Raw genomic sequence first — 26,651 nt, 5'->3', positions numbered from 1 at the left:
GCTCCAGCACGCTGGAACGCATGAGGTCAGTCGCGGCGTCCGAACCGTCCGTTCGGCTCGGGCTGTGGTGGGGCGCGTGGCCTGGTCTGGCCGGGATGGTGCTGCTCGGCAGCAGCGTCGCCGTCATCGACGCGACGCAGCACCTCCCGGTGCTCGGCGTGCAAGCGGCTCGCTACGCCGTCGCGGCGGTCGCCCTCGTGGTCATGGCACGCGCCGTCGGCATTCGGCTCGTGCTTCCTCGACGTGGCGACATCGGCTGGGTCATCGGTGGTGCGATGTCGGGGCTCGTGGCCTTCAACCTCGCGACGATCGTCGGGACCCGCCATGCCGAGCCGGGCCTGCTCGGAGCGGCGGTCGCCTGCATCCCCCTCGCGCTCGCGGTCGCCGGACCGCTCAGCCAGCGCCGGCGACCCTCGCCCCGCGTGATGACGGGCGCGATCATCGTCAGCATCGGCGCCGTCGCCGTCACTGGTTGGGGGCGAGGCGACGTGATCGGGATCCTGATGGCCGCCTCGCTCATCGCGTGCGAGACGGGCTTCACCCTCTTGGGAGCCCGCGCCCTTCCGCGCATGGGACCGTGGAGCTACTCGGCCGCCACAGCGGCGGTCGCCGCGATCATCTTCGCGGTGCTCGCCGCGATCATCGAGCGACCAGCCCTGGCGTCGTTCGCCGAGCCGGCGACCGTGATCGCGATCCTCTACCTCGGAGCGGTCGCAACCGCGGTCGCGTTCGTGTTCTGGTTCACCGGCGTCCAGCGCCTCGGCCCGGGAACGGTCGGACTCTGTGCCGGCATCGCGGCCCCGGCGGCCGCGCTCATCGCCTCCCTGCTCGGAGCGCCGCTCCCGTCGCTCGGCGCCTGGATCGGCATGGCCGTCATCGCCGTCGGACTCGTCATCGGGTTCCTGCCGTGGTCACGCCGTCCGTTCTTCCCGACATCCCGTCGCGAGGAGCTCCTCGAGAGGAAGACATGACAAGACAGTTCACGCACTCCGAACACGTGTGGCAGCGGTTTCCCCGCCTGGCCGCGGCAGCCCTCATCGTCGAAGCTGTCGACCATGACGCTGACGTCGAGGACGCGGTCGCTGCGTACCTCACCGCTGCTCGCGAACGCGCTGCCGGCATGCCTGAGAGCGAACTCGCCGCGATCGGGGCCTGGCGCCGCGTCTACGCGCAGATGGGACTCAAACCCACGCAGTTCAGAAATGCAGCCGAGTCGCTGCTTCGCCGGCTTCGCACCCACGGCGAACTGCCGCGGATGCATCCGCTCGTCGACCTCTGCAATGCGGTCTCGGCGGCACACGCCATTCCGATCGCCGTGCTCGACCTGGACCGCGTCGACGGAGACCTCACCGTCGGTCCCGCAACCGGCGCCGAGACGTACGTCACGTTCTCGGGAGAGATCGAGCACCCGGCCGCCGGCGAGATTGTCTACGCCGACCGCGCGGGCTACGCCCACTCACGACGCTGGGTCACCCGCCAGAGCGGCCGCTCTGCCATCCGCCCGAGAACCACCCGAGCACTCATCGTCGCCGAGGCCGTTCACGACTCCGCGACGGCGGACATCGATCGCGTGCGCAGCGCCCTCACCCAGGAGATCGCGGCCCACTGGGGCGCCACCCCGGTGCATCGGCGACTCTCGAAGGACGATCCGGGCATCGAGCTGGATGCCGCCGACGCGCAACGCGGCTAGCCAGCCGCCTGGGGTGGGCCGAGGTATCCGAGGTGCTCCCGCTGGGACTCGAACCCAGACTAGGGCGAGTTTAAGTCGCCTGCCTCTGCCGATTGGGCTACGGGAGCGCGGCGCCGCAAGATGCGGCGCCGCGATCCACACTACTTCGCGGCGACTGGTTCTGCCTGGGCCTTGGCGTCGGCCTTCGACCCGGCCTTCTCGTTCGCCGGCTTCGCAGCACCATTCTTCGAACCGGATGACGCAATCTGGCCGGTCGGCGCAGGTGCGGCCGCGGCCGGCGGCTTCGGACGAGCGGCGAACTGCTCGAACTGCGCGCGCGGCGACTGCACCGCGGAGAGCGAGACGATGTCTCGGCCGAGCCAGAAGTTGTTCCACCAGCCCCAGAACACGCGGAACTTGCGCTCCCAGCTGGGCATCGCGAGGCCGTGGTAGCCGCGGTGCGCGAACCAGGCGATGAGGCCCGTCAGTGCGATCTTGCCCGACTGGAACACGCCCGAGCCGATGCCGAGACCGGCGACCGCACCGAGGTTCTTGTGGAAGTACTCCTTCGGCTCCTCACCGCGGAGCACGGCGACGATGTTCTTCGCGAGCAGCTTGCCCTGCCGCACCGCGTGCTGGGCGTTCGGCACGCAATATCCGCCGACACCGCCGCCGGTGAGGTCGGGCACCGCGGCGATGTCGCCCGCTGCCCACGCGTCGGGCACGAAGTCGTCTTCGTCGCCGATGCGGAGGTCGGCGCGGGCCTTGAGCCGGCCGCGCTCCTCGACGGGGAGGTCGCTCGAGCGCACGATGGCCGGGTTGGCCATGACGCCGGCGGTCCAGACGATGAGGTCGGACTCGAAGGACTCGCCGGTGGAGAGCTCGATGACGCCGTCGACGGCGCTCGAGAGCTGCGTGTCGAGGTGGATCTCGGCGCCGCGCTGTGCGAGGTGCTTGATGACCCAGTGGCTCGTTTCGAGCGACACCTCGGGCATGATGCGGCCCATCGCCTCGATGAGGTGGAAGTGCGTCTCGTCGAAGGTGAGCTGCGGGTAGTACTCGAGCAGCGCGCTGGCGAAGGAGCGGAGCTCGCCGAAGACCTCGATGCCGGCGAATCCGCCGCCGACCACCACGAACGTCAGCAGGCGCTCGCGCTCGGGGCCGGGCGGGAGGTTCGACGCCTTGTCGAAGTTCGTCAGCACGCGGTCGCGGATGGCGACGGCCTCTTCGATCGACTTCAGGCCGATCGCGTTCTCGGCGATGCCCGGGATCGGGAAGGTGCGCGAGACCGCGCCACCCGTGACGACGATGACGTCGTACTCGAACTCCCACGGCTCACCGAGCTCGGGCGTGATCGTGGCCGTCTTCGCGGCGTGGTCGATGCGCGTGACCTTCGCCGTCACGACGCTCGTCTTCTTGAGGTGACGGCGCTGCGACACCACGGAATGCCGCGGCTCGATGGAACCTGCGGCGACCTCGGGGAGGAACGGCTGGTACGTCATGTACGGGAGCGGGTCGACGATCGTGACCTCAGCTTCGCCGGGGCGCAGCCACTTCTCGAGTTTCCACGCTGTGTAGAACCCCGCATAGCCGCCGCCGACGATCAAAATCTTGGGCACGGTGAATGGACTCCTCGTTATCTGTTGCGTGCGATCACTGCCCGCGGGAGCGGACGATCCGCCTGGTATGCCGAGTGGCGCCGATGCCCAACAGCGCTGCTAGCGTACCAAATCCGGCGACGAGCGAGAGCGGCACCGTCACATAGGCGAGTGTCCACGGTGTCGGCAGCAGCGTCTGCGCGGCATCCGAGCGCGGCGGCGGCGGGTCGGCGATCGGCACGATCTCCTGCGGGGTGTCGCCCTCGTTGTCGGGTACCGGTGCCTCCGCCCGCCGGTGCAGCTTGATCCAGTCGGCAAGGCTGCCGAGCGGACTCGTCTCGACTTCGGGAACCTCGGCGGTCAGCGCTGCGACAGGATCGATGATGCCCCACCCGTAGAGCGGGCTCGGCACCTGCTGTCCATTCGGATCGGCGGTCTTGATGAGCCGCTCGATGACGTTCGCCGCATCGAGGTCGGGATACTCCGAGCGGATCAGCGCGACGAGTCCGGCCACGAGCGGCGTCGACGCGCTCGTTCCGTCCCATTGCACGTAGCCGCCGTCGGGAAGCACCCCGACGAGCTTCTCGCTCGGAGCGGAGACCGCGATCGTGATGCCCTGCGAGCTCGCGTCGAAACTCGCATTCTTGTTGCGATCGACGCCCGCGACGGTCAGCACGCCCGGAATCGTGGCCGGAGCGCCCACCTGGGTGGTGCCGCTCCCTCGGTTGCCCGCCGCCGCGACCACGACGACGTCGTGGTCGAACGCGTACATGAAGGCGTCGTCCCAGCTCTCGGGCCAGTCGGCGGTGTTGCGCGTGAGCGACATGTTGATGACGTCGGCGCCGCTGTCGACGGCCCACCTCACGGCCTCGGCGATCTGCTCGTCGTTGGACTTCACCGCACCGGTGTCCTGTCCGAATGCGACCGACGCCGTGATGATGTCGGCCTCGGGCGCGACGCCGATGACTCCCGTGCCCTCGCCGCTGCCGCGACCGGCGAGGAGCGACGCGACCATCGTGCCGTGATGGCTCTCCTCGCCCACCGGCGTCTGGCCGTCGGGCGAGCCGAGGCCCGAGACATCCGTGCCGTCGGTGATCGCGCCGCGCAGCTCGGCGACGTTGCCGTTCACGCCCGTGTCGATCACCGCGACCGTGACGCCCTTGCCGCGCGAGGTCTGCCACGCGGTCGTGAAGCCGTAGTCGTTCAGCCAGTACTCGAGGTCGCGCACCGTGTCGGCGTGCGCCGGGGCGGCGCCCGCGAGGGCGAGCAGGGTGGCGGCGACGACGGTGACTGCGGCCCTCGCGATGGTCTGAACGGGCCGGCGGGAGGAACGACTCACGCGCGAGCCTCCGTTGCGGCATCCGCGTCATCGGAGTCGTCGACGTCGTCGACGTCGTCGACGTCGTCGACCCCGTAGTCGGGGCAGCGGCACACCTCGGGCGTCCAGGTCGAGCGCTCGAGGGCGATGTCGCCGATGGGGTTCTCCCCCGGGCCCGCCGAGAGCGAGTGCGCGGCGAGCGAGTGCAGGCACTTCACGCGAGTCGGCATGCCGCCCGCGGAGATGCCCGCGATCTCGGGAACGACGGCGATCGACTCCCGGTCGGCGAGGTAGTCGAGGTGCGCGCGTTCGTACGCGGCGGCGACCTCTGGGTCGGACGCGAGCAGCTCGGTGCATTCGACCATGAGCTGCGCGGCCTCGAGGAACGACATCGCCGCGGTCGCGACCGGGTGGGTGAGGTAGTAGAGGGTCGGGAACGGCGTGCCGTCGGAGAGCCGCGGAGCCGTCGCCACGACCGTGGGCGCACCGCACACGCAACGCGCGGGGATGCCGACGACATCGCGCGCCGGTCGGCCGAGCTGGGCCGACACGATGCGGATGTCGCGCTCACTCGCCGGCTCGAAGGGCGGGCGGCTCATCCGTCGCTCCCCTCGGTCGTTGGAGTTGTCGACGCCGCCGGATCCGCAGGGACCACCGGATCCGCCGGAGCGCTCGGATCGGGCGCGAGCCCAGCGGTCATCACGGAGTCGAGCAGGGTGCGCATCCAGTCGCCCTTCGATTCGGTGACCTCGGCGGAGACCTCGGTCGCGGTATCTGCCATCGCGGCCTCTGAGCGATCGTCGATCACGAGGTAGCTCACTTCGCCCGGCATCACGTAGTAGAGCCGCTCGCGGGCCTGGGTCACGATGAAGGTCTCGTCGTTCCAGCGTTCGCGTTCGTCGCGGAGGCGCTGCACGTCTTCCTCCTGCTCGGAGACCGCGGCTCGCATCTCGGCGATCTGCTGGCGCTGCTGCGCGAACGCCGCGACGGTGGGTGCGAGCACGACCACCCCGAGCACGAGCACGCCCATCATGATGAGCGAGAACCCCGAGAAGCGGATGCCGCTGAGCCACCCCGAGCGCACCGAAGCGGTTCTTGCGGGGCCGGGGCGCGGCATATCACCCTTCATCGCCCCTCCTCACCGACCCGGGAGTGGCATCGGGGGTGGCCTCACGGCCACCCCCGATGCACCTGCTCACGCCGTGAAGCGGGGGAACGCCGTGCGGCCGGCGTACACCGCGGCCTCACCGAGTTCCTCTTCGATCCTCAGAAGCTGATTGTACTTGGCCACGCGCTCGCTCCGGGCGGGCGCGCCCGTCTTGATCTGACCGCAGTCGGTCGCGACGGCGAGGTCGGCGATCGTGGTGTCTTCAGTCTCGCCGGAACGGTGCGAGAGCACCGCGGTGTAGCCGGAGCGCTGCGCGAGCTTCACCGCGTCGAGCGTCTCGGTGAGCGAGCCGATCTGGTTCACCTTCACGAGGATCGAGTTGCCCGCGTGCTTGGCGATGCCGTCGGCCAGTCGCTTCGGGTTCGTGACGAAGAGGTCGTCGCCGACGAGCTGCAGCTTGGTGCCGAGCTCCGAGGTGAGGTCGGCCCAGCCCTCCCAGTCGTTCTCGTCGAGCGGGTCTTCGATGGAGATGAGCGGGTACGCCGCGGCGAGCTCGCCGTAGTACGCGTTCATCTCGGCGGCGGTGCGTTCCTTGCCCTCGAAGTGGTAGACGCCGTTCTCGTAGAACTCGGTGGCCGCGACGTCGAGGCCGAGCGCGATGTCGGTGCCGAGCGTGAAGCCCGCCTTGCCGATCGCCTCGGCGATGAAGTCGAGGGCGTCGCGGTTCGACGCGAAGTCGGGGGCGAACCCGCCCTCGTCGCCGAGGCCCGTGGAGAGGCCCTTCGACTTCAGCAGGCTCTTCAGCGCGTGGTAGGTCTCGACGCCCCAGCGGAGGCCCTCGGAGTAGCTCGGCGCGCCGATCGGCAGCACCATGAACTCCTGGATGTCGACACCCGTGTCGGCGTGCGCGCCGCCATTGATGATGTTCATCATCGGCACGGGCAGCACGTGGGCGTTCGGGCCGCCGAGGTAGCGGAAGAGCGGGAGGTCGGCCGAGTCGGCGGCGGCCTTCGCCACGGCGAGGCTCACGCCGAGGATCGCGTTCGCGCCGAGACGGCTCTTGTTCTCGGTGCCGTCGGCCTGCAGCAGTGCGGTGTCGACGAGGCGCTGGTCGGCGGCGTCGAGGTCTTCGATGGCCGGGCCGAGCTCGTCGAGCACGGCGTCGACGGCCTTCCGAACGCCCTTGCCGAGGTAACGGTCGCTGTCGCCGTCGCGCAGCTCGTACGCCTCGAAGGCGCCCGTGGACGCGCCCGAGGGAACGGCGGCGCGCGCGAGCGAGCCGTCGTCGAGCAGCACCTCGACCTCGACGGTCGGGTTGCCGCGAGAGTCGAGAATCTCGCGAGCGCCTACAGCTTCGATGAATGCCACAGTGAACTCCTCTGTGATGGGGGGTGTGCGTCGGACGACTCCGTCGTGATCCGCCAGTCAGTCTAGGACGACGCGGATGCCGCTGCGTGCCGCCCTCCGATCGAGCAGGTGGTCAGACGCCGAGGTCGCGGAACGCGAGCGACGCGGCATCCGTCGTCTCGGCCGTGATCGGCGCGAAGGCGTCGAATCCGTCGGCCGTCACGCGGTCGAGCAGGGCGCGCAGGTTCTTCGTGCGGCGTTCGAGGCGCACGCGGGTTCCGGATGCCACGAGCTCGCCCTTCACGGCGAGGAGCGTCGCGGGCGGGGTCTCGGCGTCGTACACGAGCACGACCGCGCGAGGCTTGGCGTCGTGGCGCATCTCGAGCAGGTCGACGATGCGCTCGAAGCCGATGGAGAAGCCGCACGCGGGCACATCCTGACCGAGGAATCGTCCGATCATGCCGTCGTAGCGGCCGCCGCCGCCGAGCGAGTAGTCGAGGTTGGGGTGGGCGACCTCGAAGATCGTGCCCGTGTAGTAGCCCATGCCGCGAACGAGCGTGGGGTCGAACTCGATCGCCGCGTCGGGGAGGGCGTCGCGGAGCTCCCGCAGAGCAGCGAAGGCGTCGAGGTCGAGCCAGGCCGGGGGCGGCACGATGCCGTCGGCGAGGTGCCAGTCGGCGTTCGCGAGCGCTTCGAGCTCGGCGGCGACGTCGGTGCTGAGCCCCGTCGAGGCATCCGTCGGCTCGACACCGAGCTCGCGCAGTTCGGCGGCGACGCCCGCGGGGCCGATCTTGTCGAGCTTGTCGATCGTGATGAGGGCGCGCTCGCGCACCTCGGGGGGCACGGCCCACGAGTCGAGGATGCCGGCGAGGATGCGACGGTCGTTCAAGCGGATGACACAACCGCCGAGACCCAGGGCATCGAGCGTCGCGACCGTCGCCGTGAGGAGCTCGAGCTCGGCAAGGTGGCCGGCCTCGCCGATGATGTCGATGTCGCACTGCACGAACTGCCGGTAGCGGCCCTTCTGCGGGCGTTCGGCACGCCAGACCGGTGCGATCTGGATCGAGCGGAACACGGGCGGGAGCGCCGCGCGGTGCGTGGCGTAGAAGCGCGCGAGCGGCACGGTGAGGTCGTAGCGCAAGCCGAGGTCGGCGAGCGAGAGTGCGTCGACGCCCTCAGCGGCGCGCTCGAGGTCTTCGGCCGTGAGCCCGCGCCTCATGACCGCGAAGGCGAGCTTCTCGTTGTCGCCGCCGAGCCCCGCGTGCAGTCGCGACGAATCCTCCATGACGGGCGTCTCGATCTCGTCGAAGCCGTGTGCGGCATAGACGTCGCGGATGACGCCGAGGGCGTGCTCGCGCACGGCCTTCTCGGCCGGGAGGAAGTCGCGCATTCCACGCGGTGGGGTGACGGAGGCGGCCATGCCGTCCATTCTGTCAGCGGCACGAGCTGTGACTGCTCACCCCAGGTCGAGGTCGACGTCGCGCGCGACGGCTGCCCGGCGAAGCGCGTCCATCTCGTCGATGCCGACCGCGAGGTAGATGTGCAGGCCGTCGGCGTCGTCGCGCACGAGGTACTCGTAGTCGCTCGTCACGATGAGCTCGTCGGCGTCGTCGAGGTAGCTCCAGCGCAACCGCACCGTGGAGATGCGATCGGTGAGGGCGCTGATCGCGCGGATCTCCGGCACGGCCGAGTCGAGCCCGAGCCGGCGGTAGAGCGGATACGACGAGGCGAGCGCATCGGCGAGGTCGGCTCGGCTCTCGAGGGCGCCCGCGAAGTCGTCGGTGATGAGCATGCCCGGCAGTCCCCAGAGCCTCGCCGTCGCCTCCGCGTCGAAGGCACGCAACGCCTCGGCGTAGCGGTCGAAGAACTCGGAGAGGCGCTGCTCCTCGATGCCCATGCCCCAGACGCTACGCCGACGGCGCGGCATCCGCGATCCGACCCGCCGCCGAAGCCGGGCGGCGAGCGCCGCTACCCCGCGGCGCCCTGCTGCTCCGCAGCGCGCACGTCGTCTTCGAGGGCGCGCACGGCGTGCCGGAGCGCCCGTTCGGCGTCGAGTCCGCCGGCACGTGCAGCCGCGACGGTCGCGAGGAGCGCGGCACCGAGTTCAGCCTCGTCGGCGAACACCGGGACATCGGATGCCGCCCCGGATGCGACATCCGTCACGCCGACCTTCTCGGCCTTGCCGAGCACCTTCTGCGCGAGCGCGAGCGCCGGCATGCCGCGCGGGATGCCGTCGAGCACGCTCGTGCGATGCGGCTTCTCGTCGGCTTTCAGCTCGTCCCAGAACGAGACGACGTCGGCCGCGGTCTCGGCCGTGCGGTCGCCGCCGAAGACGTGCGGATGCCGCGACACCATCTTCGCGGTCATGTGCGCCGCGACGTCGTGGATGTCGAAGCGCTCGCCATCGGTGTGCGCGGCGATGTCAGCGTGGAAGAGCACTTGGTAGAGCACGTCGCCGAGCTCCTCGATCATCTCGTCGCGGTCGCCCGACTCGATGGCGTCGATGAGCTCCCAGCTCTCCTCGACGAGGTACTGCACGAGCGAGGCGTGCGTCTGGTCGGCGTCCCACGGGCAGCCGCCCGGTGCGCGAAGCAGCGCGACGGTGTCGATGAGCTCGTCGAGGTGCGTGGTCGCGCGCGCGGTGGATTCCGCCGTGCTCCCTGGTCGGATGTCGCCCACGATCGCTCCCGTCCGGGCGGAGCCCCGCCCTCGCAGCAATGGTAGGCGCTCGATGCCGCCCGCCCGATAGGATCGGACGCGGAGTGCCGGGAAGTCTGGTCGGCCGGCGGGAGACCGTCGTCATCACGTCTTCCCGCGCCGCACCGCCATCGACGGGCGTCGCCGAACAGGGGTCTACATGGTTCGCGAGTACTCGATCGCCCTGGCGCGCAACTTCCTCGGTGACGCGCCCCGCTGGTACAAGATGACGATCGTCGCGTTCCTGGCGCTGAATCCGCTCTTCCTCCTCGCGCTCGGGCCCTTCGCCACCGGCTGGATCTTCGTCGCCGAGTTCATCTTCACGCTCGCCATGGCGCTCAAGTGCTACCCGCTCCAGCCCGGCGGCCTCATCGCGATCGAGGCCGTCGTCATCGGCATGACGAGCCCCGAGAGCGTGTACCACGAGACACAGGCGAACTTCGCGGTCATCCTGCTGCTGATGTTCATGGTCGCGGGCATCTACTTCATGCGGGAGCTGCTGCTGGTGGTGTTCACCAAGCTGCTCGTCGCAGTGCGCTCCAAGCTCTTGCTCTCGCTCACCTTCACGGGTGTCGCGGCGCTGCTCTCGGCGTTCCTCGATGCGCTGACCGTTGTCGCGGTCATCATCGCGGTCGCGACCGGGCTCTACGCGGTCTACCACCGCTTCGCGTCGAATCGTGCCGTCGACGACGACCACGATCACGAGGACGACGAACTCGTGAACGACCCGATGCGGGGCGACCTCGATCGCTTCCGCCACTTCCTGCGCAACATCATGATGCACGCAGCGGTCGGCACCGCGCTCGGCGGACTCGCGACGCTCGTGGGCGAGCCGCAGAACCTCCTCATCGGCGAGCTCGTCGGATGGGGCTTTGTCGAGTTCCTGCTGCAGATGCTGCCGGTCTCGATTCCCGTCCTGATCGTCGGACTCCTCACGACCGTCGTCCTCGAGAAGACCCGCTGGTTCGGCTACGGCGCCGAGTTGCCCGCCTCGGTGCGCGAGGTCATGGAGCGGTGGGAGCGTGCGGAGGCGGCCAAGAGCGGCCCCCGTCGCCGCGCCCGGCTCACGGTCCAGGCCTTCACCGCGGTCGCGCTCGTCGCAGCGCTCGCGCTTCACCTCGCGGAGGTCGGACTCATCGGTCTCATGGTGATCGTCATCGCGACGTCGTTCAACGGCGTCATCCACGAGCACTCGCTCGGGCACGCCTTCGGGGAGGCGCTGCCGTTCACGGCGCTGCTCGTGACGTTCTTCGCGATCGTCGCCGTGATCAACGACCAGGGCCTGTTCACGCCGGTCATCGATCTCGTGCTCGCGCAAGACGGGCCGCAGCAACTCACGTGGCTTTTCATCGCCTCGGGCGTGCTCTCGGCCATCAGCGACAACGTCTTCGTCGCGACCGTGTACATCACCGAAGTCGCGAACGCCTTCAACGCCGGCACGATCGATCGCGAGCAGTTCGAGGCGCTCGCGATCGCCGTGAACGCGGGCACGAATGTGCCGAGCATCGCGACGCCGAACGGTCAGGCCGCCTTCCTGTTCCTCCTCACCTCGGCACTCGCGCCGCTCATCCGGCTCGGCTACGTGCAGATGCTCTGGATGGCCCTGCCGTACACGATCACGATGACGACGACGGGATTGCTCGCGATGAACTTCCTGGTCTAGCGACTGGTCGGGCGCTCGGCCGGGCCGTCAGGCGGTGGCGGATGCGTCGACCGCGACCTCGGGCACCGGGAAGATCGCCGTGATCAGCTTGGCGACCCACTCGATGAGCTCGCCGTCGCCGAGCGGCTCGCCGTCTCGCACCGGGAACGGCACGAGGATGACGTCGTTCTGCGCGAAGTGCCGGGCACCCGGGTAGAGCCGCTCGAGGCGAACGCGTCGCGAGTCGGGGATCGCCGCGGGCGCGATGCGGAGCTTCGAACCCGTTGCGATGACCTCGGAGAGACCCGCGAGCTGCGCCCGCCGGCGAAGCCGCGAGATCGCGATGAGGTGCTTGACGGCGTCGGGCGGCGATCCGTAGCGGTCGACGAGCTCGTCGAGCACCGCGTCGATCTGGCCCTCCTTCGCCGCTGGACCGCTCGCGGCCGAGAGCTTCTGGTACGCCTCGAGCCGGAGCCGCTCACTGTCGACGTATTCCTCGGGGATGTGCGCGTCGACGGGAAGCTCGAGCCGCAGCTCGGTCTGCCCTTCGGCGACGTCGCCGCGGAACGCGGACACGGCTTCGCCGATCATGCGCAGGTAGAGGTCGAACCCGACGCCCGCGATGTGCCCGGCCTGCTCGGCTCCGAGGAGGTTGCCCGCGCCGCGGATCTCGAGGTCTTTCAGCGCCACCTGGATGCCGCTGCCGAGCTCGTTGTTCGCAGCGATGGTCGAGAGCCGGTCGTGCGCGGTCTCGGAGAGGGGCTTCTGCGGGTCCCACAGGAAGTACGCGTACGCGCGCTCGCGGCCACGACCGACGCGGCCGCGCAACTGGTGCAGCTGCGAGAGCCCGTACTTGTCGGCGCGGTCGATGATGATCGTGTTCGCGTTGGTGATGTCGAGGCCGGTCTCGATGATGGTCGTCGAGACGAGCACGTCGAACTTGCGCTCCCAGAAGTCGACGACGATCTGCTCGAGCACGTGCTCGTTGAGCTGGCCGTGGGCCACGGCGATGCGCGCCTCGGGCACGAGCTCGGCGAGCTGCGCCGCGACCCGGTTGATCGACGACACACGGTTGTGCACGAAGAAGATCTGGCCCTCGCGCAGCATCTCGCGGCGGATCGCCGCGGCGACCTGCTGCTCGGAATACGGCCCGACGAACGTGAGGATCGGATGCCGGTCTTCGGGCGGGGTCGCGAGGGTCGACATCTCACGGATGCCGGTGACGGCCATCTCGAGCGTGCGCGGGATCGGCGTCGCGCTCATGGCCAGGATGTCGACGTTGGTCTTCAGCTTCTTCAGCGCGTCTTTGTGTTCGACGCCGAAGCGCTGCTCTTCGTCGACGATGAGCAGGCCCACGTCTTTGAACTTGATCTGCTCGGTGAGGAGCCGATGCGTGCCGATCACGAGGTCGATCGTGCCGTCGGCGAGCCCGGCGATCGTCTCGCGTGCCTCCTTGTCGGTCTGGAAGCGCGAGAGTGCCCGCACGTGCACGGGGAATCCGGCGAAGCGCTCGGTGAACGTCTCGAAGTGCTGCTTCACGAGCAGCGTCGTCGGCACGAGCATCGCCACTTGCTTGCCGTCTTGGATGGCCTTGAAGGCGGCCCGCACGGCGACCTCGGTCTTGCCGAATCCGACGTCGCCCGCGAGGAGGCGGTCCATGGGGATGGGCCGCTCCATGTCGGCCTTCACCTCGTCGATCGTCTGCACCTGGTCGGGCGTCTCGGTGTAGGGGAACGCCTCTTCCAGCTCGTGCTGCCAGGGAGTGTCGGGGCCGAACGCGTGGCCCTTCGCGGCCATGCGCGCCGAATAGAGCTTCACGAGCTCGACGGCGATCTCGCGCACGGCCTTGCGGGCTCGGCCCTTCGCCTGCGACCAGTCACTGCCGCCCATCTTCGAGAGCGACGGCGCCTCGCCGCCGACGTAGCGGCTGAGCAGGTCGAGCTGGTCGGTGGGCACGTAGAGCTTGTCGCCGGCCTGTCCGCGCTTGGACGGCGCGTACTCGATCACGAGGTACTCGCGCACCGCGGTGGGTGCCTGCTGGATCCCGGCGGTGCGGCTGGGGCCGGTGGGCCGACTGCCGGTTGCGACTTCGCGCTGCACCATCACGACGAACCGGCCGATGCCGTGGGTCTGGTGCACGACGTAGTCGCCGGCCTTCAGCTGCAGGGGGTCGACGACGTTGCGCCTCCGGCTCGCGAGCTTCTTGCCCTGCCGCGCGTCGTACCCTGCTGCGCGACCGTAGAACTCGGCCTCGGCGATCAAGCCGAGCTTGGCCTCGGGCACCTCGAAGCCGCGCGCCGCGTCGGCCTGCACGAGGAACGCGACGCCGGGTTCGAGCACGGCCGGCACCTCGTCGACGATGCGTGCCGCGAGACCCTGTTCGGCGAGCACGTCGCGTGCACGCTCCACCAGTCCGTGACCGGCGGATGCCACGACGAGGCTCCACCCTTCGCGGAGACGCTCTGCGGCGTGATCGACGGCCCCGGCGACGTTGCCCTGGAAGCTCGGCACGGCGTTCGCGGCGAGGCGGATGTAGGAGGCATCCGCGATGGCACCGCCGCCCGACGCGCCTGACGCGCTCGACCCGCTCGAGCCGCTCACGACCTCGGCCGCGTCGCCCAGGTCGAACCCGCTGAACGTCCACCACACGCGTCGCGGATCGGGCTCGCCCGGCGCGCTGAAGAGCGCCGCCTCGCGCAAGGCGCGCATCGTGAGGAAATCGCCCGCGGCGAGATCGATCGGCGCCTCGGCACCCGCGGTCGCGGCGCTCCACGCGGCGGCCAGGAACTCACGGTTCGTCTCGCCGAGGCTCACTGCGCGGCCGGCCACCCGCTCGGGGGCGAGCACGGCGACCGCAGCCCCCTCGGGCAGGTAGCGCGTGAGCGGCACGAGCCGGTCGAGGAGTGCCGGCGCAAGGGACTCCATGCCCTCGACGGGGATGCCCTCGGCGACCTTCTCGAGCAACCCGGAGAGGCTCGGGAACTCGTGCACCATCTCTCGCGCGCGCTGGCGCACCGCTGGCGTGAGCAGGAGCTCGCGACTCGGTGAGAGCTCGACCCGCTCGATCGGCTCGGGCAGCGAACGCTGGTCGGCGACCGAGAACGAGCGGAGCTCCTCGACCTCGTCGCCGAAGAACTCGACGCGCACCGGGTGGTCGGCCGTGGGCGGGAACACGTCGAGGATGCCGCCGCGCACCGCGAACTCGCCGCGCCTGGCCACCATGTCGACTCGGGAATATGCGAGGTCGACGAGCTTCGACGAGATCTCGGCGAGGTCGTAGCCGCGCCCGCCCGCGACGAGTTCGACGGGAGCGAGTTCGGCCAGGTTGTCGGCGAGGGGCTGCAATGCGGACCGGACCGAGGCGACGATGACGAGCGGATGCCGCGACGCGGCCTGCTGCCACTCGTGCATGCGCCGCAGCGCATGGAGTCGCCGGCCCACCGTCTCGGCGCTCGGGCTCAGCCGCTCGTGCGGCAGCGTCTCCCACGCGGGGAACTCGAGGATCTCGGCGTCGCCGAGGTAGGGCGCGATCGAGGCGCGCACCGACTCGCCCTCTCGGCTCGTCGCCGTGACCACGAGCAGCGACGGCGGCAGCCCCGCCTCGGCACGCCGGCGGAGCAGGCCTGCCAGCAGCGGCGCGTCGAGTCCGTCGGGAGCTGAGAAGTCGGCGTTCCTCGTGGCCTGCGCGAGCGCGCCGTCGATCGTGGAGGCGCGGGAGAGCGCCGTGAGCAAGCCATCGAGTGTCACCGCACGAGTCTACGCGCGGCATCCGACGCTCCGGCCGGGCCGTTGCACAGATGACCGTGCACAGATGACCGTCGGCGCGTGCCGATACGATGGGCGCCGCACGTAACACCAGGAGGCCCACCGACATGATCATCGCCGCCGCCGATGGATCGGCCCTCGGCAACCCGGGCCCGGCCGGTTGGGCCTGGTTCGTCGACGAGTCGCGCTGGGCGGCCGGTGGCTGGAAGCACGCCACGAACAACCAGGGCGAGCTGAAGGCCGTGCTCGAGCTCTTCCGCGCGACCGCGCACCTCGACGACGAGCTCCTCGTGCAGTGCGACAGCCAGTACGTGATCAACTCGGTGACCAAGTGGATGCCCGGCTGGAAGCGCAAGGGATGGCGCAAGGCCGACGGCAAGCCCGTCATGAACGTCGACCTCCTGCGCGAGCTCGACGAGGCGATCGCCGGTCGCCGGTACCGCTTCGAGTGGGTGAAGGGGCACATCGGCCATGAGCTGAACGAAGCGGCCGACCTCCGTGCTCGCGCGGTCGCCGAGGCCTACCAGCGCGGCCTCGAGATCCCGACCGGTCCGGGGTGGGGCGGTACTGCTCCGACGGATGCCGCTGCGCCCGAGCCGCAGGTCGAGCCCCTTCTTCCCGACACCGACCTCGTGCCGCCGCCCGACGTCGTACCGCCGCTCGACGACGACCGCTCCCCCGGCGACGCGGCGCTCTTCGAGTTCGACGACCCGTCGGCCGACTGGCTGACGATGACCCTCGAGCTCACGACCGAGGAGCACACCCGCCTCGTCGAACGTGCCCGAGCTGCCGGCGTGCCGCCGGAGGAGTTCCTACGCGGCCTCATCTGAGCGGATGCCGCCCCGGCAACGCCGGGGCCAGGCTCAGGCCGGAGAGTGGAAGCGCTGCTGTGCCGCGACGAGGCCGTCGCTCACGACCGCCTCGACGGCGTCGGCGGCATCCGAGAGCAGGTTCGGCAACATGCCCCGCTCGGTGCCGGAGAAGTCCTTCAGCACGAAGTCGGCGGCGTCCTGCCGGCCGGGAGGCCGGCCGATGCCGACCCGCACCCGCGTGAAGTCGCCGGAGTCGAGGGCCTTCGCGATGTCGCGCAGGCCGTTGTGGCCGCCATGCCCGCCGCCGTGCTTCAGGCGCACGGTGTCGAAGGGGATGTCGAGCTCGTCGTGTACGACGATGAGCCGGCTCGGGGCGAGCGAATAGAACTTGAGGAGCGCCGAGACCGGCCCTCCCGAGGTGTTCATGTAGCCGTTGGGCTTCGCGATGACGAGCTTCGGGCCGCCGGGGCGCACGAATCCCTCGGCGACGCGCGCGGGCGTCTTGTGGGTCTTGAAGGCGGCGCCGAGGCGAGCGGCGAGCGCATCGGCGACCATCTCGCCCACATTGTGCCGATTGCCGGCGTACTGCGCGCCGGGATTGCCCAAGCCGACGACGAGCCACGTGTTCTCAGCCACGGCGTCGTCCTTCCGGCGGGGTCGCAGCAGGTCGAGAAAGCCCATGTCGCCTCCCTGCTGGTGGAAATGAGGTGGGGCCCGCGGCCCGCAGTCCGAGCGTACCCGGATGCGGCGCCGCAGGCCCCGTTCGTTCGGTGACTACTCGGACTCGGCCGGAGCCGCCTCGGCGGGCGCCTCTTCGGCTGCTGCCTCGGCGGCGGCCTCAGCGGCCTCCTCGCCGAGGTCGACCTTCTGCGGCTCGTGCACGAGCACGACGAGCGTCTCGGGGTCGCTGAGCAGCGTCGAGCCGCTGGGGAGCTCGACGTCCTTCGCGTGGATCTGCGCGCCGTCTTCGAGGCCCTCGATGCTCACGACGACGTTCTCGGGGATGTGCGTGGCCTCGGCCTCGATCAGGAGGGTCTTCGCGTCGAGGTCGGCGATCGTGCCGGGGTACGACTCGCCCGAGAGGTGCACAGGAACCTCGACCTGGACCTTCTCACCCTTGCGCACGACGATGAGGTCGAGGTGCTCGATGATCTGGCGCACCGGGTCCTTCTGCACGTCCTTCACGAGGGCGAGCTGGCTCTTGCCCTCGATCTGCAGGTCGAGCAGGGCGTTCGCCTTGCGGATGATGAGGCCGATCTGGTGCGCCGGAAGGGCGAGGTGGCGGGGGTCGGTGCCGTGCCCGTAGAGCACGGCCGGGATCTTGCCGGAGGCGCGGAGCTTGCGGGCCGCGCCCTTGCCGAAGGACTCGCGCGCGTCGGCGACGACCTTGTTGTCTTCATCCATGGTGATTCTCCTTGCGGGCTCTCGGCCCAGATCATGTGTCTGTTGTTTCGACTCGAACGCGCGCACTCGAGGTGCGCTGTAGCGTGAGGAAAGCCCTGAAGCCCGCTTCACCGCGTCGATCACGGATGCCGCGATCAGGACGAACCCGATCGCACGGCATCCCTCGCCGAAGTTCAACGGCCGAGTCTACCAGCTGTCGCGCTTGGGGCTCACGGGCCGGCTCTCCCCACCCCCACGGTCACCAAAGGTCATCCGGACGCCGGGATCTGCGCAGTGTCGTTACGCTTGATCCGAATCCCGACAAAAACTATGGAAGCGTCGCGCCCACGGGGCGATGCGAGGAGGAAAGATGGCGGACAGCCGGGCAGCAGCGAACATCGGCGTCGTCGGAATGGCGGTCATGGGGTCCAACCTCGCCCGCAATCTGGCGAGTCGCGAGGGCAACACGGTCGCCGTGTTCAACCGCTCTCCCGAGCGCACGCGCACCCTCGTGGGCGAGCACCCCGAGGCCGGGTTCGTCGCCACCGAGAGCTACGACGAGTTCGTCGCCTCGCTCGCCAAGCCGCGCACCGCGGTCATCATGGTGCAGGCCGGCAAGGGCACCGACGCCGTGATCTCCGAGCTCGTCTCCCGTTTCGAGCCGGGCGACATCATCGTCGACGGCGGCAACGCGAACTTCCTCGACACGATCCGCCGCGAGAAAGAGATCAGCCCGAGCGGCATCCACTTCGTCGGCGCCGGCATCTCGGGCGGCGAAGAGGGCGCACTGAAGGGCCCGAGCATCATGCCCGGCGGCAGCGCCGAGTCCTACGAGACCCTCGGCCCGATCCTCTCCTCGATCGCGGCGATCGCCGAGGGCGAGCCGTGCGTCACGCACGTCGGCACCGACGGTGCCGGCCACTTCGTGAAGATGGTGCACAACGGCATCGAGTACGCCGACATGCAGCTCATCGCCGAGGCCTACGACCTCATCCGCCAGGGCACCGGCAAGTCCCCCGCCGAGATCGCCGACATCTTCGCCGAGTGGAACACCGGCGAGCTCGAGAGCTACCTCATCGAGATCACGGCCGAAGTGCTCCGGCAGACGGATGCCGCGACCGGCCAGCCCCTCGTCGACGTCATCCTCGACCAGGCCGGCGCCAAGGGCACCGGCGCGTGGACCGTGCAGAACGCCCTCGACCTCGGCGTGCCGGTATCGGGCATCGCCGAAGCGGTCTTCGCCCGCAGCCTCTCGTCGCGACCCGCCCAGCGTGCGGCCGCACGCGACCTCCCGGGCCCCTCGGGCGACTGGCGTCCCGACGACGAAGACGCATTCGTCGAAGATGTGCGCCGGGCGCTCTACGCGTCGAAGATCATCGCCTACTCGCAGGGCTTCGACGAGATCGTCGCCGGCGCCGAGCAGTTCGGCTGGGAGATCAAGAAGGGCGACATCGCGAAGATCTGGCGCGCCGGCTGCATCATCCGCGCCCGGTTCCTCAACCGCATCGCCGACGCCTACAGCGACGACCCCGAGCTCGTGGTCCTCGTGTCGGCCCCCTACTTCCGCGACGCCGTCGCCGGCACGCAAGACAGCTGGCGGCGTGTCGTCGCCGCGGCAGCCTACGCCGGCATCCCGACGCCCGCGTTCTCGTCGTCGCTCGCGTACTACGACGGCCTGCGTGCACCGCGACTTCCCGCGGCACTCGTGCAGGGCCAGCGCGACTTCTTCGGCGCCCACACCTACAAGCGCGTCGACAAGCCCGGCGTGTTCCACACGCTCTGGTCGGGCGACCGCACCGAGATCGAGACGTCGCCCTCCTCGCACTGACGAGGGCGCGCTGACGCAGGTGCTCATGACCACCCCGCCACGTGGCACGCCGGTCGGCGTCGCCGCCGCGCTCCTCGCGAGCGTCGGCGGCGGCGGCACGGCGTTTCTCGGAGGCGCGTCATGAGCGACCGCCACCACGAGCTCGACGGCGATCCGTTCGACGACGACCGGCCGGTGTTCGGCGAGCGTCGGCGGCGTGCGCTCCGCGTGGTCGTGCTCATCGCCGTCGGGGCGCTCGTGCTGCCCATCGTGCTCTCCATCTACGGCGTCGCGCGCGCGGCGGCCGACCGGGCCTGTGCCCAGTACGTCGCCGCGTACGACGCCGATGCCCTCGGATCCCGCGTCTCCTTCGAGCTGTTCGCCCGCGGCGGTCCCGGCTGGCAGTGCTTCGCCACCGCGGGCCACGGCAACGACGCGCACATCGCGAACCTCGGCCTGCTGCCGAGCGCGCCGCGCTTCCAGATCATCGACGAGCGCGAGAGCTGAGGCCAGTCCAGCCCCCAGTCAGTCGGCGGATGCCGCCGGCTCGTCGGGCAGGAAGACCCGCTTGTACTTGCGCCCGTCGGGAAGCTCCACCGTCTCGGCGTGCAGCAGCCCGCGGTTGACCCGCTGGTAGATCGCCTGCGGCGTCACGCCGAGTCGTTTCGCGGCTTCAGCGACGCCGAGCCCGGGCAACTCGGTCGGCGCGCTCGACGGACGATCGCGCTTGCGGCGACGGCTGGCCTCCTGGCGTGCCGCGATCGCGTCGTCGTCGCCGGCCCAGCGGTACTTCGCGGCCGAGGGGCTGAGCCCCGCGGCATCCGCGATCTCCTCCCAGGCCTCGCCCGCGTCGAGCGCCTCACGCACGGCGTTGAGCGATGCCGGGTCGGCCTCGAGAGCGGTGATGAGCGAGCGGATGCCGCGGAGCCGCTCGAGCGGCGTGACCCGCGTCGCCTCGTCGCCACCGCCGTCGCCCAGCGCGTCGAGCGCGACCAACTCGGCGAGGGCCCGGGCCGACTCGGCTGACAGGAATGGCATCGCGGCCCCGTTCATGCGTTGAGCAGGGCGTTGCGCACCTGGCGGCGCAGCACCTTGCCGATGAGCGAGCGCGGCAGGTCGTCGACCTGCACGACGCGCTTGGGCACCTTGTAGGCGGTGAGCTCGTCGCGCGCGAGAGCGCGGATGGACGCCTCGTCGAGCGTCGCGCCGTCGCGCAGCACGACGACGGCCACGACCTGCTCGCCGGAGTGGTCGTCGGGGAGCCCGACCACCGCAACGTCTTCGACGTCGGGATGGCGGCGGATCGCCTCTTCGACCTCGCTCGGAGCCACGTTGAAGCCGCCCGTGATGATGAGCTCCTTGATGCGATCGACGACGCGCACGAAGCCCGCCTCGTCGACCGTGACGATATCGCCAGTGCGGAACCATCTGGCGCCGCCGTCGGTCGCCGGCACGAACACCGCCTCGGTCTCCTCGGGCTTCAGCCAGTACCCCGAGAACACCTGCGGGCCGCGCACGATGAGCTCGCCCTCGGCGCCGGGCTCGCGATCGACCGTGGGGTCGTCAGGATCGACGACACGGATCTCGGTGCTCGGGAGCGGCACCCCCACGCTCCCGATCTTGCGGTTGGCGGCGATCGGGTTGGCCATGAGCACCGGGGAGGTCTCGGAGAGCCCGTAGCCCTCGACGAGGACTCCTCCGGTCGCGGCCTCCCACGGCTCGACGACCTCGGTCGAGAGCGGCATCGCGCCCGAGATCGCGATCCGGATGCCGGCGAGCGACACGCCCTTGGCCGCTGCGGCCTTGGTGAGCCGGTCGTAGATCGGCGGCACCGCGGGAAAGAAGGTCGGCGGTCGCCGCTTCACGACCTTCAGCACGAGGTCGGGATCGAACCTCGGGAAGAGCACGAGCCGCGAGCCCATGCTCGTCGCGAACGCGAGGCAGAGGGTGAGCCCGTAGGCGTGGAACATCGGCAGCACCCCGTAGACGACCGAGGTGCCGCGCTCGATCGCCGGCACCCACGCCCGAGCCTGCGCGGCGTTCGCGCACAGGTTCGCGTGGGTGAGGATGGCGCCCTTCGGGCGCCCGGTGGTGCCGCTCGTGTACTGGATGAGCGCGACGTCGTCGACGCCCGGCGTGGGCACCTCGGCGCCGACGCGGGCTGAGGCGACGAGCTCGTGCCACGGTGTCGTGCCGCGCACCTTCGTGGTGAGGGCGGCACGCGACTCCCGCGCCTTCGCCACGGGCAGCCGCAGTGCCACACGCGTGAGGAGGGGCATCGCCCGGGTCACGTCGACCGACACGATCGAGCTGACCGCGACATCCGCTGGGAAGTCCTGGATCGTCTCGACGACCTTGTTCCACGCGATCACGACGCGCGCACCGTGGTCTTCGAACTGGTGGCGCAACTCGCGCGGCGTGTAGAGCGGGTTGTGCTCCACGACGATCGCGCCGAGGCGCAGCACTGCGTAGAACGCCACCACGTGCTGCGGGCAGTTCGGCAGCACGATCGCGACCGGGTCGCCGTGCTTCACGCCGAGGCGACGGAGGCCCTCGGCGGCCCGCTCGACCTGCTCGCCGAGCTCGGCGTACGTCGTGGTGCGGCCGAAGAACTCGAGCGCGACGTGGTCGCCATACTGCTCGACCGAAGCGTGAAGCAAGTCGTAGAGCGACCCCTCCTGCGGCTCGATATCGGTGGGCACTCCCTCGGCGTAGCTCGAGACCCAGGGGCGCGGCGTCGTGACGGGCATCAGGCCGCGCCGTCGAACATGCTCGTCACCGACCCGTCTTCGAACACCTCGTGGATCGCGCGGGCGAGCAGCGGCGCGATCGGCAGGACCGTGAGCCGATCCCAGCGCTTCTCCATGGGAACCGGCAGGGTGTCGGTCACGACGACGTGGTCGATGGCAGCGCTCTGCAGGATCTCTGCCGCCGGGCTGGAGAACACCGCATGCGTCGCGGCGACGACGACGCCGATGGCACCGTTCGCCTTCAGCGCCTCGGCGGCCTTGACGATCGTGCGCCCCGTGTCGATGAGGTCGTCGACGAGCAGACACACGCGGCCCTCGACGTCGCCGACGATCTCGTGCACCGAGACCTGGTTCGGCACGAGCGGGTCGCGGCGCTTGTGGATGATGGCGAGCGGCGCGCCGAGCTTGTCGCTCCAGATGTCGGCGACGCGAACGCGGCCCATGTCGGGCGAGACGACCGCGAGGGTCGAGGTGTCGAGCTTCTCCTTGAAGTACTCGAGCAGCACCGGCATCGCGAAGAGGTGGTCGACCGGGCCGTCGAAGAAGCCCTGGATCTGGGCGGCGTGCAGGTCGATCGACATGATGCGGTCGGCGCCGGCCGCCTTGAAGAGGTCGGCGACGAGTCGTGCCGAGATCGGCTCGCGGCCGCGGCCCTTCTTGTCTTGCCGGGCGTACGGATAGAACGGGGCGACGACCGTGATGCGCTTCGCGGACGCACGCTTCAGGGCATCGATCATGATGAGCTGCTCCATGAGCCACTCGTTGATCGGTGCCGTGTGGGACTGGATCACGAATGCGTCGGAGCCGCGCACGCTCTCGTCGTAGCGGGCGTAGATCTCACCGTTGGCGAAGGTGCGCGCATCGGTCGGGACCAGGTCTGCACCGAGCTCTTCCGCGATCTGCTCGGCGAGTTCGGGGTGCGCCCGCCCCGAGACGAGCACGAGCCGTTTCGATCCGGTGGTCTCGATTGCAGCCATATGGTCTGTCCTCTCCACCCGCCTCGGCCGGTGCGTTCAGTCGGCGGCGGGGCCGGAGGCCTCTCCGGCTGCCGTGGCCGCCTGGGCGGACGCGGTGCCGGGTCGGTGCTTCTCGACCCATCCCTCGATGTTGCGCTGCGGAGCCACGTTCACGGCGAGCGCGCCGGCGGGGATGTCTTTTCGGACGACGGTGCCGGCGCCTGTGTAGGCTCCGTCGCCAATCCTAACGGGCGCGACGAAGACGCCGTGCGACCCGGTGCGCACCTGTGAGCCGATCTCGGAGCTGTGCTTGTTCACGCCGTCGTAGTTCGCGAAGATCGAGCCGGCGCCGATGTTCGAACCCTCGCCGATGGTCGCGTCGCCGACGTACGAGAGGTGCGGCACCTTGCTGCCCTCGCCGATCTTGGCGTTCTTCGTCTCGACGAACGTGCCGATCTTGCCGTCGGCGCCGAGCACCGTGCCCGCACGAAGATACGCGAAGGGGCCGACGGATGCCCCGGCGCCGATCACCGAGAGCGTGGCGTCGGTGCGCTTCACCGTGGCGTTCTCGCCGATCTCGCAATCGACGAGCGTCGTGTCGGGACCGATGACGGCGCCGGAGGCGATGACCGTGGCGCCCTTCAGCTGGGTGCCCGGGCGGATCGTGACGTCGGGTTCGATGCGCACCGCGAGATCGATCCACGTGGTGGCCGGGTCGTCGATCGTGACGCCGTTCAACTGCCAGCCGCGCACGATGAGGGCGTTCAGCCGGGCGGCCGTCTCGGACAGCTGGGCGCGGTCGTTGATGCCCGCGACGAGCCACGGCTCGGAGACGGGCACGGCTTCCACCTCGGACCCGGCCGAGCGCAAGAGGCCGATGACGTCGGTGAGGTACTTCTCGCCTTGCGAGTTCTCGGTCGTGAGGTTCGCGAGCTGGTCGCGCAGCGCGCTCGCGCCGAAGGCGTAGATGCCGGCGTTGATCTCATCGATCGCTCGCTCGTCGTCGGAGGCGTCCTTCTGCTCGACGATGCGGTCGAACGCCCCCGCCGTGTCGCGCACGACTCGCCCGTAGCCCGACGGGTCGTCGTAGACGGCCGAGAGCACGGATGCCGCAGCGGCTCGCGAGCGGTGGCGCTCGAGGAATCGCGTGAGCGTCTCTGCGTCGAGGAGCGGCACGTCGCCGTTCAGCACGAGCACCTCGCCCGCGAAGTCAGCGGGCAGCGCCGCCATCGCCTGCTCGACCGCCCGCCCGGTGCCGGGAATCTCGTCTTGATCGACGATCGCGGCGCCGGGGAACTCGGCCTCGACGGCCTCGGCGACCCGGTCGCGTTCGTGACGCACCACGGCCACCACGTGCGCGGCGTCGAGCGCCCGCGCCGTCGCGAGCACGTGCGCGACGATCGGCGCGCCGGCGAGCGGATGCAGCAACTTCGGTGTCGCGGACTTCATGCGCGTGCCCTGGCCGGCCGCCAGGATGATGATGGCGAGATTGTGATCCATGCTCCGCCACCAGGATTCGAACCTGGACCGAACAGCTCCAAAGGCTGCCGTGCTGCCGTTACACTATGGCGGATCGCGCGGGGCCTGTGGCGATCGCGCGACAACCAGTCTGCCATGAGCAAGTGAGTGCTCAGGGGCATCCGTCCCCCTGACCGCGTGAGTTGCGGCTCGGGAGATGCGCCTCGCGGGATAATGGGCGGATGACGGATGCAGACGAAGTCGACCGAATCGTCGGCGACTGGGAACGGGAGCGGCCCGATCTCGACTTCGCTCCGCTGCAGGTGCTCTCGCGAGTCGCGAGGCTCGCGAAGCACCTCGACCGGGCACGCCGCCAGGCATTCACGCGATCCGAACTCGAGTCGTCGGAGTTCGACGTGCTCTCCGCGCTTCGCCGCGCCGGCACGCCTTACCGGCTCTCCCCCAAGCAATTGCTGCAGCAGACCCTCGTCTCGAGCGGCACCATGACGAACCGCATCGATCGGCTCGTCGAGCGCGGACTCGTCACCCGGCAGACGGACCCGAACGACGGCCGCGGCATCCTCGTCGAGATGAGCCCCGCAGGCCTTACGAGAGTGGACGCCGCGATCACGCGCCTCGTCGATGCCGAGGCTGAACTGCTCGAGAGCCTGCCCGCGTCCGAGCAGAAGCGCCTCGCGGGGTTGCTCCGGAAGTTGAGCCTCGGGTTCGACTGAGCACCGGCACGCATCGGCGTCAGGATGCATCGCGTATTCGGATTTCTCTTCGATTCTTGTCCACCATTTTCTGGACAGATATCGAATCCCCGTTCGATCTCCGATAGACTAGCCACATGCGCTACGGCTCGAATGGCTGGTCAACCGGCCATTCCGAGCGCCCCGACGAATCGCCGATACGCGATGATCGGTCGCCCTATGCGATCGCTCAGGATGGCCTCTTCGAGCTGATCGAGGCGTCGGTGCAGGCGCAGCGTGTCGAGGCGATGAACGCGGCCATGCGCGTCGACCTGATCTTCCTCACCGTGATGTTCGCGCTGCGCAGCGAAGAGGCGTTCGTCGCGGCGAGCGTCACGCCCGAGCGTCGCCGCGAGATGGCGTATCGCAGTGTCACAGCTGAACTGGCGACGGCGTTGCACGTGCCCCAGAGCACGATGGAGCGCCAGGTCTCAGAGGCGTGGGCGCTCGCGACCGAGCTCCCGGCCACACTCGGGGCGATGCGCAACGGGCAGATCAGTCCTCGGCATGCTGCAGTCATCGTCGAGGAGACGGCCGACCTCGGCGGCGACCCCGCTCTGCGCGCCAAGCTCGACGAACAACTCGCCGTGACCGCCGCCACGGTCACGGCCGCGACCCTGCGCCGCAAGGCCCGCTCGCTGCGCGAAGACCTCCGCGTGGCATCCATCGCCGAACGGCATCGGGCTGCCCGTGCGAAGCGACGCATCGAACTCGAGCCGGCTCGTGACGGCATGGCGTGGCTGCATGCACTCCTGCCTGCGCCCGACGCGTTGCTCATCAAAGACCGGCTCGACCGGGTGGCGCTCGCCGCGCGAGGCGACGGCGGTGGCATCACCGATCAATTGCGAGACGACCAGCTCAGTGCCGATCACCTGCGGGCCGATGCGGCGCGCGACCTGCTGCTCCACGGCACCCTGCCAGAGAGCTCCGGTTTCGCGGCGACCATGGCCGGCGTCCGCCCGACCGTGCATGTCACGGTGCCGGTGTTCACGCTCATGGGCGCTGGCGAGGCACCCGGCCTGCTCGACGGGTATGGTCCGATCGACGCCGACACCACTCGTCGACTCGCCGCGGCAGCGCCGTCGTTCACCCGCATCCTCACCGACCCGGTGTCGGGCACCGTGCTCGATGTCGACCGCACGAGATACCGGCCCCCGGCCGACCTGAAGCGCTGGCTCGAGGTACGCGATGGAACCTGCCGATTCCCCGGCTGCAACCGACGCGCCGCCCGCTGCGAGGTCGACCACACCATCGACTGGCAGCACGACGGACACACTGCATTCGACAACCTTGCACACCTCTGCAGTCTTCATCATCACCTCAAGCACGAGACATCCTGGTCCGTTCAGCACCTCGCCGATGGCGTGATGGAGTGGCGGTCGCCGACCGGTCGCGTCCACGTCTCGCACCCCCGTCGTCGCATCCCGCGCGACGCCGACTCGCTCGGACCTCCCGCGCGCGAGACTGGCGGACGACGACGCGGGATGCAGCGCTCGAGCTCATCACCACCCCCGGAATCAGCATCGGCATCGGCACCAGCACCAAGGCAGGCACCACGGCCGGAACCGCCGCCGTTCTAGTTCGCGCAG

Annotated in this window: 23 protein-coding genes and 2 tRNA genes; 8 read left to right on the top strand and 17 right to left on the bottom strand. The window is 69.8% G+C overall.

What is annotated here, in order from left to right; genetic code table 11:
• Nucleotides 1-20 precede the first annotated feature (20 nt).
• Complete coding sequence (locus ESP51_RS09050) at nucleotides 21-971, top strand: DMT family transporter (protein WP_129520579.1); 951 nt, start codon at nucleotides 21-23, stop codon at nucleotides 969-971.
• Complete coding sequence (locus ESP51_RS09045; protein ID WP_129520578.1) at nucleotides 968-1,690, top strand: B3/B4 domain-containing protein; 723 nt, start codon at nucleotides 968-970, stop codon at nucleotides 1,688-1,690. The genes ESP51_RS09050 and ESP51_RS09045 overlap by 4 nt, the downstream gene beginning before the upstream one ends.
• Before the next feature lie 33 nt (nucleotides 1,691-1,723).
• On the opposite strand, the gene ESP51_RS09040 is transcribed toward ESP51_RS09045, so the two are convergent.
• The 9 genes from ESP51_RS09040 to ESP51_RS09000 all read right to left on the bottom strand — a co-directional run bounded on the left by ESP51_RS09040 (nucleotide 1,724) and on the right by ESP51_RS09000 (nucleotide 9,719).
• Nucleotides 1,724-1,797: transfer RNA gene (locus tag ESP51_RS09040), tRNA-Leu, on the bottom strand.
• Nucleotides 1,798-1,830: 33 nt separating this feature from the next.
• On the bottom strand, nucleotides 1,831-3,288 hold the full coding sequence (locus ESP51_RS09035; RefSeq protein ID WP_129520577.1) for an NAD(P)/FAD-dependent oxidoreductase: 1,458 nt from the start codon (nucleotides 3,286-3,288) through the stop codon (nucleotides 1,831-1,833).
• 34 nt (nucleotides 3,289-3,322) lie between these two features.
• On the bottom strand, nucleotides 3,323-4,606 hold the full coding sequence (locus tag ESP51_RS09030) for a S8 family serine peptidase (RefSeq protein WP_241843076.1): 1,284 nt from the start codon (nucleotides 4,604-4,606) through the stop codon (nucleotides 3,323-3,325).
• Nucleotides 4,603-5,184 (bottom strand): DUF501 domain-containing protein, encoded by a 582-nt coding sequence (locus ESP51_RS09025; protein WP_129520576.1) that lies wholly within the window; start codon nucleotides 5,182-5,184, stop codon nucleotides 4,603-4,605. The genes ESP51_RS09030 and ESP51_RS09025 overlap by 4 nt, the downstream gene beginning before the upstream one ends.
• The gene (locus ESP51_RS09020; RefSeq protein WP_129520575.1) at nucleotides 5,181-5,714 is read right to left on the bottom strand and encodes an FtsB family cell division protein; all 534 of its coding nucleotides are present in this window, start codon (nucleotides 5,712-5,714) and stop codon (nucleotides 5,181-5,183) included. Before ESP51_RS09020 ends, ESP51_RS09025 begins: the two co-directional genes overlap by 4 nt.
• Before the next feature lie 66 nt (nucleotides 5,715-5,780).
• Complete coding sequence (gene eno, locus ESP51_RS09015; protein ID WP_129520574.1) at nucleotides 5,781-7,061, bottom strand: phosphopyruvate hydratase; 1,281 nt, start codon at nucleotides 7,059-7,061, stop codon at nucleotides 5,781-5,783.
• Nucleotides 7,062-7,173: 112 nt separating this feature from the next.
• Entirely contained in the window at nucleotides 7,174-8,460 is a 1,287-nt protein-coding gene (gene hisS / locus ESP51_RS09010) for a histidine--tRNA ligase (protein ID WP_129520573.1), read from the bottom strand.
• Between the two features lie 36 nt (nucleotides 8,461-8,496).
• Nucleotides 8,497-8,937 carry a hypothetical protein gene (locus tag ESP51_RS09005; RefSeq protein ID WP_129520572.1) on the bottom strand — a complete coding sequence of 147 codons (441 nt, stop codon included), beginning with the start codon at nucleotides 8,935-8,937 and terminating at the stop codon, nucleotides 8,497-8,499.
• A gap of 71 nt (nucleotides 8,938-9,008) precedes the next feature.
• The gene (locus ESP51_RS09000) at nucleotides 9,009-9,719 is read right to left on the bottom strand and encodes a nucleoside triphosphate pyrophosphohydrolase (protein WP_241843075.1); all 711 of its coding nucleotides are present in this window, start codon (nucleotides 9,717-9,719) and stop codon (nucleotides 9,009-9,011) included.
• 178 nt (nucleotides 9,720-9,897) lie between these two features.
• Here ESP51_RS09000 and nhaB point away from each other — a divergent pair, with 178 nt between their 5' ends.
• Complete coding sequence (nhaB, locus tag ESP51_RS08995) at nucleotides 9,898-11,400, top strand: sodium/proton antiporter NhaB (protein ID WP_129520571.1); 1,503 nt, start codon at nucleotides 9,898-9,900, stop codon at nucleotides 11,398-11,400.
• A 27-nt stretch (nucleotides 11,401-11,427) separates the two neighbouring features.
• Here nhaB and mfd read toward each other — a convergent pair whose 3' ends face one another.
• Nucleotides 11,428-15,126 (bottom strand): transcription-repair coupling factor, encoded by a 3,699-nt coding sequence (mfd, locus tag ESP51_RS08990; RefSeq protein ID WP_129520570.1) that lies wholly within the window; start codon nucleotides 15,124-15,126, stop codon nucleotides 11,428-11,430.
• Between the two features lie 125 nt (nucleotides 15,127-15,251).
• On the opposite strand from mfd, the gene ESP51_RS21245 reads away from it, so the two are divergent.
• The gene (locus ESP51_RS21245; RefSeq protein ID WP_129520569.1) at nucleotides 15,252-15,974 is read left to right on the top strand and encodes a ribonuclease H family protein; all 723 of its coding nucleotides are present in this window, start codon (nucleotides 15,252-15,254) and stop codon (nucleotides 15,972-15,974) included.
• A 33-nt stretch (nucleotides 15,975-16,007) separates the two neighbouring features.
• Here ESP51_RS21245 and pth read toward each other — a convergent pair whose 3' ends face one another.
• On the bottom strand, nucleotides 16,008-16,637 hold the full coding sequence (pth, locus tag ESP51_RS08980; RefSeq protein WP_129520568.1) for an aminoacyl-tRNA hydrolase: 630 nt from the start codon (nucleotides 16,635-16,637) through the stop codon (nucleotides 16,008-16,010).
• Nucleotides 16,638-16,730: 93 nt separating this feature from the next.
• Nucleotides 16,731-17,360 carry a 50S ribosomal protein L25/general stress protein Ctc gene (locus tag ESP51_RS08975; RefSeq protein WP_129520567.1) on the bottom strand — a complete coding sequence of 210 codons (630 nt, stop codon included), beginning with the start codon at nucleotides 17,358-17,360 and terminating at the stop codon, nucleotides 16,731-16,733.
• Between the two features lie 349 nt (nucleotides 17,361-17,709).
• Here ESP51_RS08975 and gndA point away from each other — a divergent pair, with 349 nt between their 5' ends.
• Entirely contained in the window at nucleotides 17,710-19,167 is a 1,458-nt protein-coding gene (gndA, locus tag ESP51_RS08970; RefSeq protein ID WP_129520566.1) for an NADP-dependent phosphogluconate dehydrogenase, read from the top strand.
• A 120-nt stretch (nucleotides 19,168-19,287) separates the two neighbouring features.
• Nucleotides 19,288-19,653, top strand: coding sequence for a hypothetical protein (locus ESP51_RS08965; protein WP_129520565.1), 366 nt, complete (start codon nucleotides 19,288-19,290; stop codon nucleotides 19,651-19,653).
• 18 nt (nucleotides 19,654-19,671) lie between these two features.
• On the opposite strand, the gene ESP51_RS08960 is transcribed toward ESP51_RS08965, so the two are convergent.
• The 5 genes from ESP51_RS08960 to ESP51_RS08940 all read right to left on the bottom strand — a co-directional run bounded on the left by ESP51_RS08960 (nucleotide 19,672) and on the right by ESP51_RS08940 (nucleotide 24,425).
• Nucleotides 19,672-20,184 carry a hypothetical protein gene (locus ESP51_RS08960; protein WP_129520564.1) on the bottom strand — a complete coding sequence of 171 codons (513 nt, stop codon included), beginning with the start codon at nucleotides 20,182-20,184 and terminating at the stop codon, nucleotides 19,672-19,674.
• An 11-nt stretch (nucleotides 20,185-20,195) separates the two neighbouring features.
• Nucleotides 20,196-21,896 (bottom strand): long-chain-fatty-acid--CoA ligase, encoded by a 1,701-nt coding sequence (locus tag ESP51_RS08955; protein ID WP_129520563.1) that lies wholly within the window; start codon nucleotides 21,894-21,896, stop codon nucleotides 20,196-20,198.
• Entirely contained in the window at nucleotides 21,896-22,873 is a 978-nt protein-coding gene (locus ESP51_RS08950; protein WP_129520562.1) for a ribose-phosphate diphosphokinase, read from the bottom strand. The genes ESP51_RS08955 and ESP51_RS08950 overlap by 1 nt, the downstream gene beginning before the upstream one ends.
• A 36-nt stretch (nucleotides 22,874-22,909) precedes the next feature.
• The gene (gene glmU / locus ESP51_RS08945) at nucleotides 22,910-24,352 is read right to left on the bottom strand and encodes a bifunctional UDP-N-acetylglucosamine diphosphorylase/glucosamine-1-phosphate N-acetyltransferase GlmU (RefSeq protein WP_129520561.1); all 1,443 of its coding nucleotides are present in this window, start codon (nucleotides 24,350-24,352) and stop codon (nucleotides 22,910-22,912) included.
• Nucleotide 24,353: 1 nt separating this feature from the next.
• Nucleotides 24,354-24,425: transfer RNA gene (locus ESP51_RS08940), tRNA-Gln, on the bottom strand.
• A gap of 127 nt (nucleotides 24,426-24,552) precedes the next feature.
• Here ESP51_RS08940 and ESP51_RS08935 point away from each other — a divergent pair.
• Together ESP51_RS08935 and ESP51_RS08930 are read left to right on the top strand one after the other, a co-directional pair.
• Complete coding sequence (locus ESP51_RS08935; RefSeq protein ID WP_129520560.1) at nucleotides 24,553-25,044, top strand: MarR family winged helix-turn-helix transcriptional regulator; 492 nt, start codon at nucleotides 24,553-24,555, stop codon at nucleotides 25,042-25,044.
• Nucleotides 25,045-25,160: 116 nt separating this feature from the next.
• Nucleotides 25,161-26,642 (top strand): HNH endonuclease signature motif containing protein, encoded by a 1,482-nt coding sequence (locus tag ESP51_RS08930; RefSeq protein WP_129520559.1) that lies wholly within the window; start codon nucleotides 25,161-25,163, stop codon nucleotides 26,640-26,642.
• The last annotated feature ends 9 nt before the right edge of the window (nucleotides 26,643-26,651 follow it).

The sequence above is a fragment of the Agromyces albus genome (genome assembly GCF_004134825.1).
Lineage (GTDB): Bacteria > Actinomycetota > Actinomycetes > Actinomycetales > Microbacteriaceae > Agromyces > Agromyces albus.
This window is presented reverse-complemented; position numbering and strand designations above follow the sequence as displayed.

Coding starts and splice junctions, on each gene's coding strand:
- ESP51_RS09050 (WP_129520579.1), top strand. CDS start 21: ATGAGGTCAGTCGCGGCGTCCGAACCGTCCGTTCGGCTCGGGCTGTGG.
- ESP51_RS09045 (WP_129520578.1), top strand. CDS start 968: ATGACAAGACAGTTCACGCACTCCGAACACGTGTGGCAGCGGTTTCCC.
- ESP51_RS09025 (WP_129520576.1), bottom strand. CDS start 5,184: ATGAGCCGCCCGCCCTTCGAGCCGGCGAGTGAGCGCGACATCCGCATC.
- ESP51_RS09020 (WP_129520575.1), bottom strand. CDS start 5,714: ATGAAGGGTGATATGCCGCGCCCCGGCCCCGCAAGAACCGCTTCGGTG.
- hisS (WP_129520573.1), bottom strand. CDS start 8,460: ATGGCCGCCTCCGTCACCCCACCGCGTGGAATGCGCGACTTCCTCCCG.
- ESP51_RS09005 (WP_129520572.1), bottom strand. CDS start 8,937: ATGGGCATCGAGGAGCAGCGCCTCTCCGAGTTCTTCGACCGCTACGCC.
- nhaB (WP_129520571.1), top strand. CDS start 9,898: ATGGTTCGCGAGTACTCGATCGCCCTGGCGCGCAACTTCCTCGGTGAC.
- ESP51_RS21245 (WP_129520569.1), top strand. CDS start 15,252: ATGATCATCGCCGCCGCCGATGGATCGGCCCTCGGCAACCCGGGCCCG.
- pth (WP_129520568.1), bottom strand. CDS start 16,637: ATGGGCTTTCTCGACCTGCTGCGACCCCGCCGGAAGGACGACGCCGTG.
- ESP51_RS08975 (WP_129520567.1), bottom strand. CDS start 17,360: ATGGATGAAGACAACAAGGTCGTCGCCGACGCGCGCGAGTCCTTCGGC.
- gndA (WP_129520566.1), top strand. CDS start 17,710: ATGGCGGACAGCCGGGCAGCAGCGAACATCGGCGTCGTCGGAATGGCG.
- ESP51_RS08965 (WP_129520565.1), top strand. CDS start 19,288: ATGAGCGACCGCCACCACGAGCTCGACGGCGATCCGTTCGACGACGAC.
- ESP51_RS08960 (WP_129520564.1), bottom strand. CDS start 20,184: ATGCCATTCCTGTCAGCCGAGTCGGCCCGGGCCCTCGCCGAGTTGGTC.
- ESP51_RS08955 (WP_129520563.1), bottom strand. CDS start 21,896: ATGCCCGTCACGACGCCGCGCCCCTGGGTCTCGAGCTACGCCGAGGGA.
- ESP51_RS08950 (WP_129520562.1), bottom strand. CDS start 22,873: ATGGCTGCAATCGAGACCACCGGATCGAAACGGCTCGTGCTCGTCTCG.
- glmU (WP_129520561.1), bottom strand. CDS start 24,352: ATGGATCACAATCTCGCCATCATCATCCTGGCGGCCGGCCAGGGCACG.
- ESP51_RS08935 (WP_129520560.1), top strand. CDS start 24,553: ATGACGGATGCAGACGAAGTCGACCGAATCGTCGGCGACTGGGAACGG.
- ESP51_RS08930 (WP_129520559.1), top strand. CDS start 25,161: ATGCGCTACGGCTCGAATGGCTGGTCAACCGGCCATTCCGAGCGCCCC.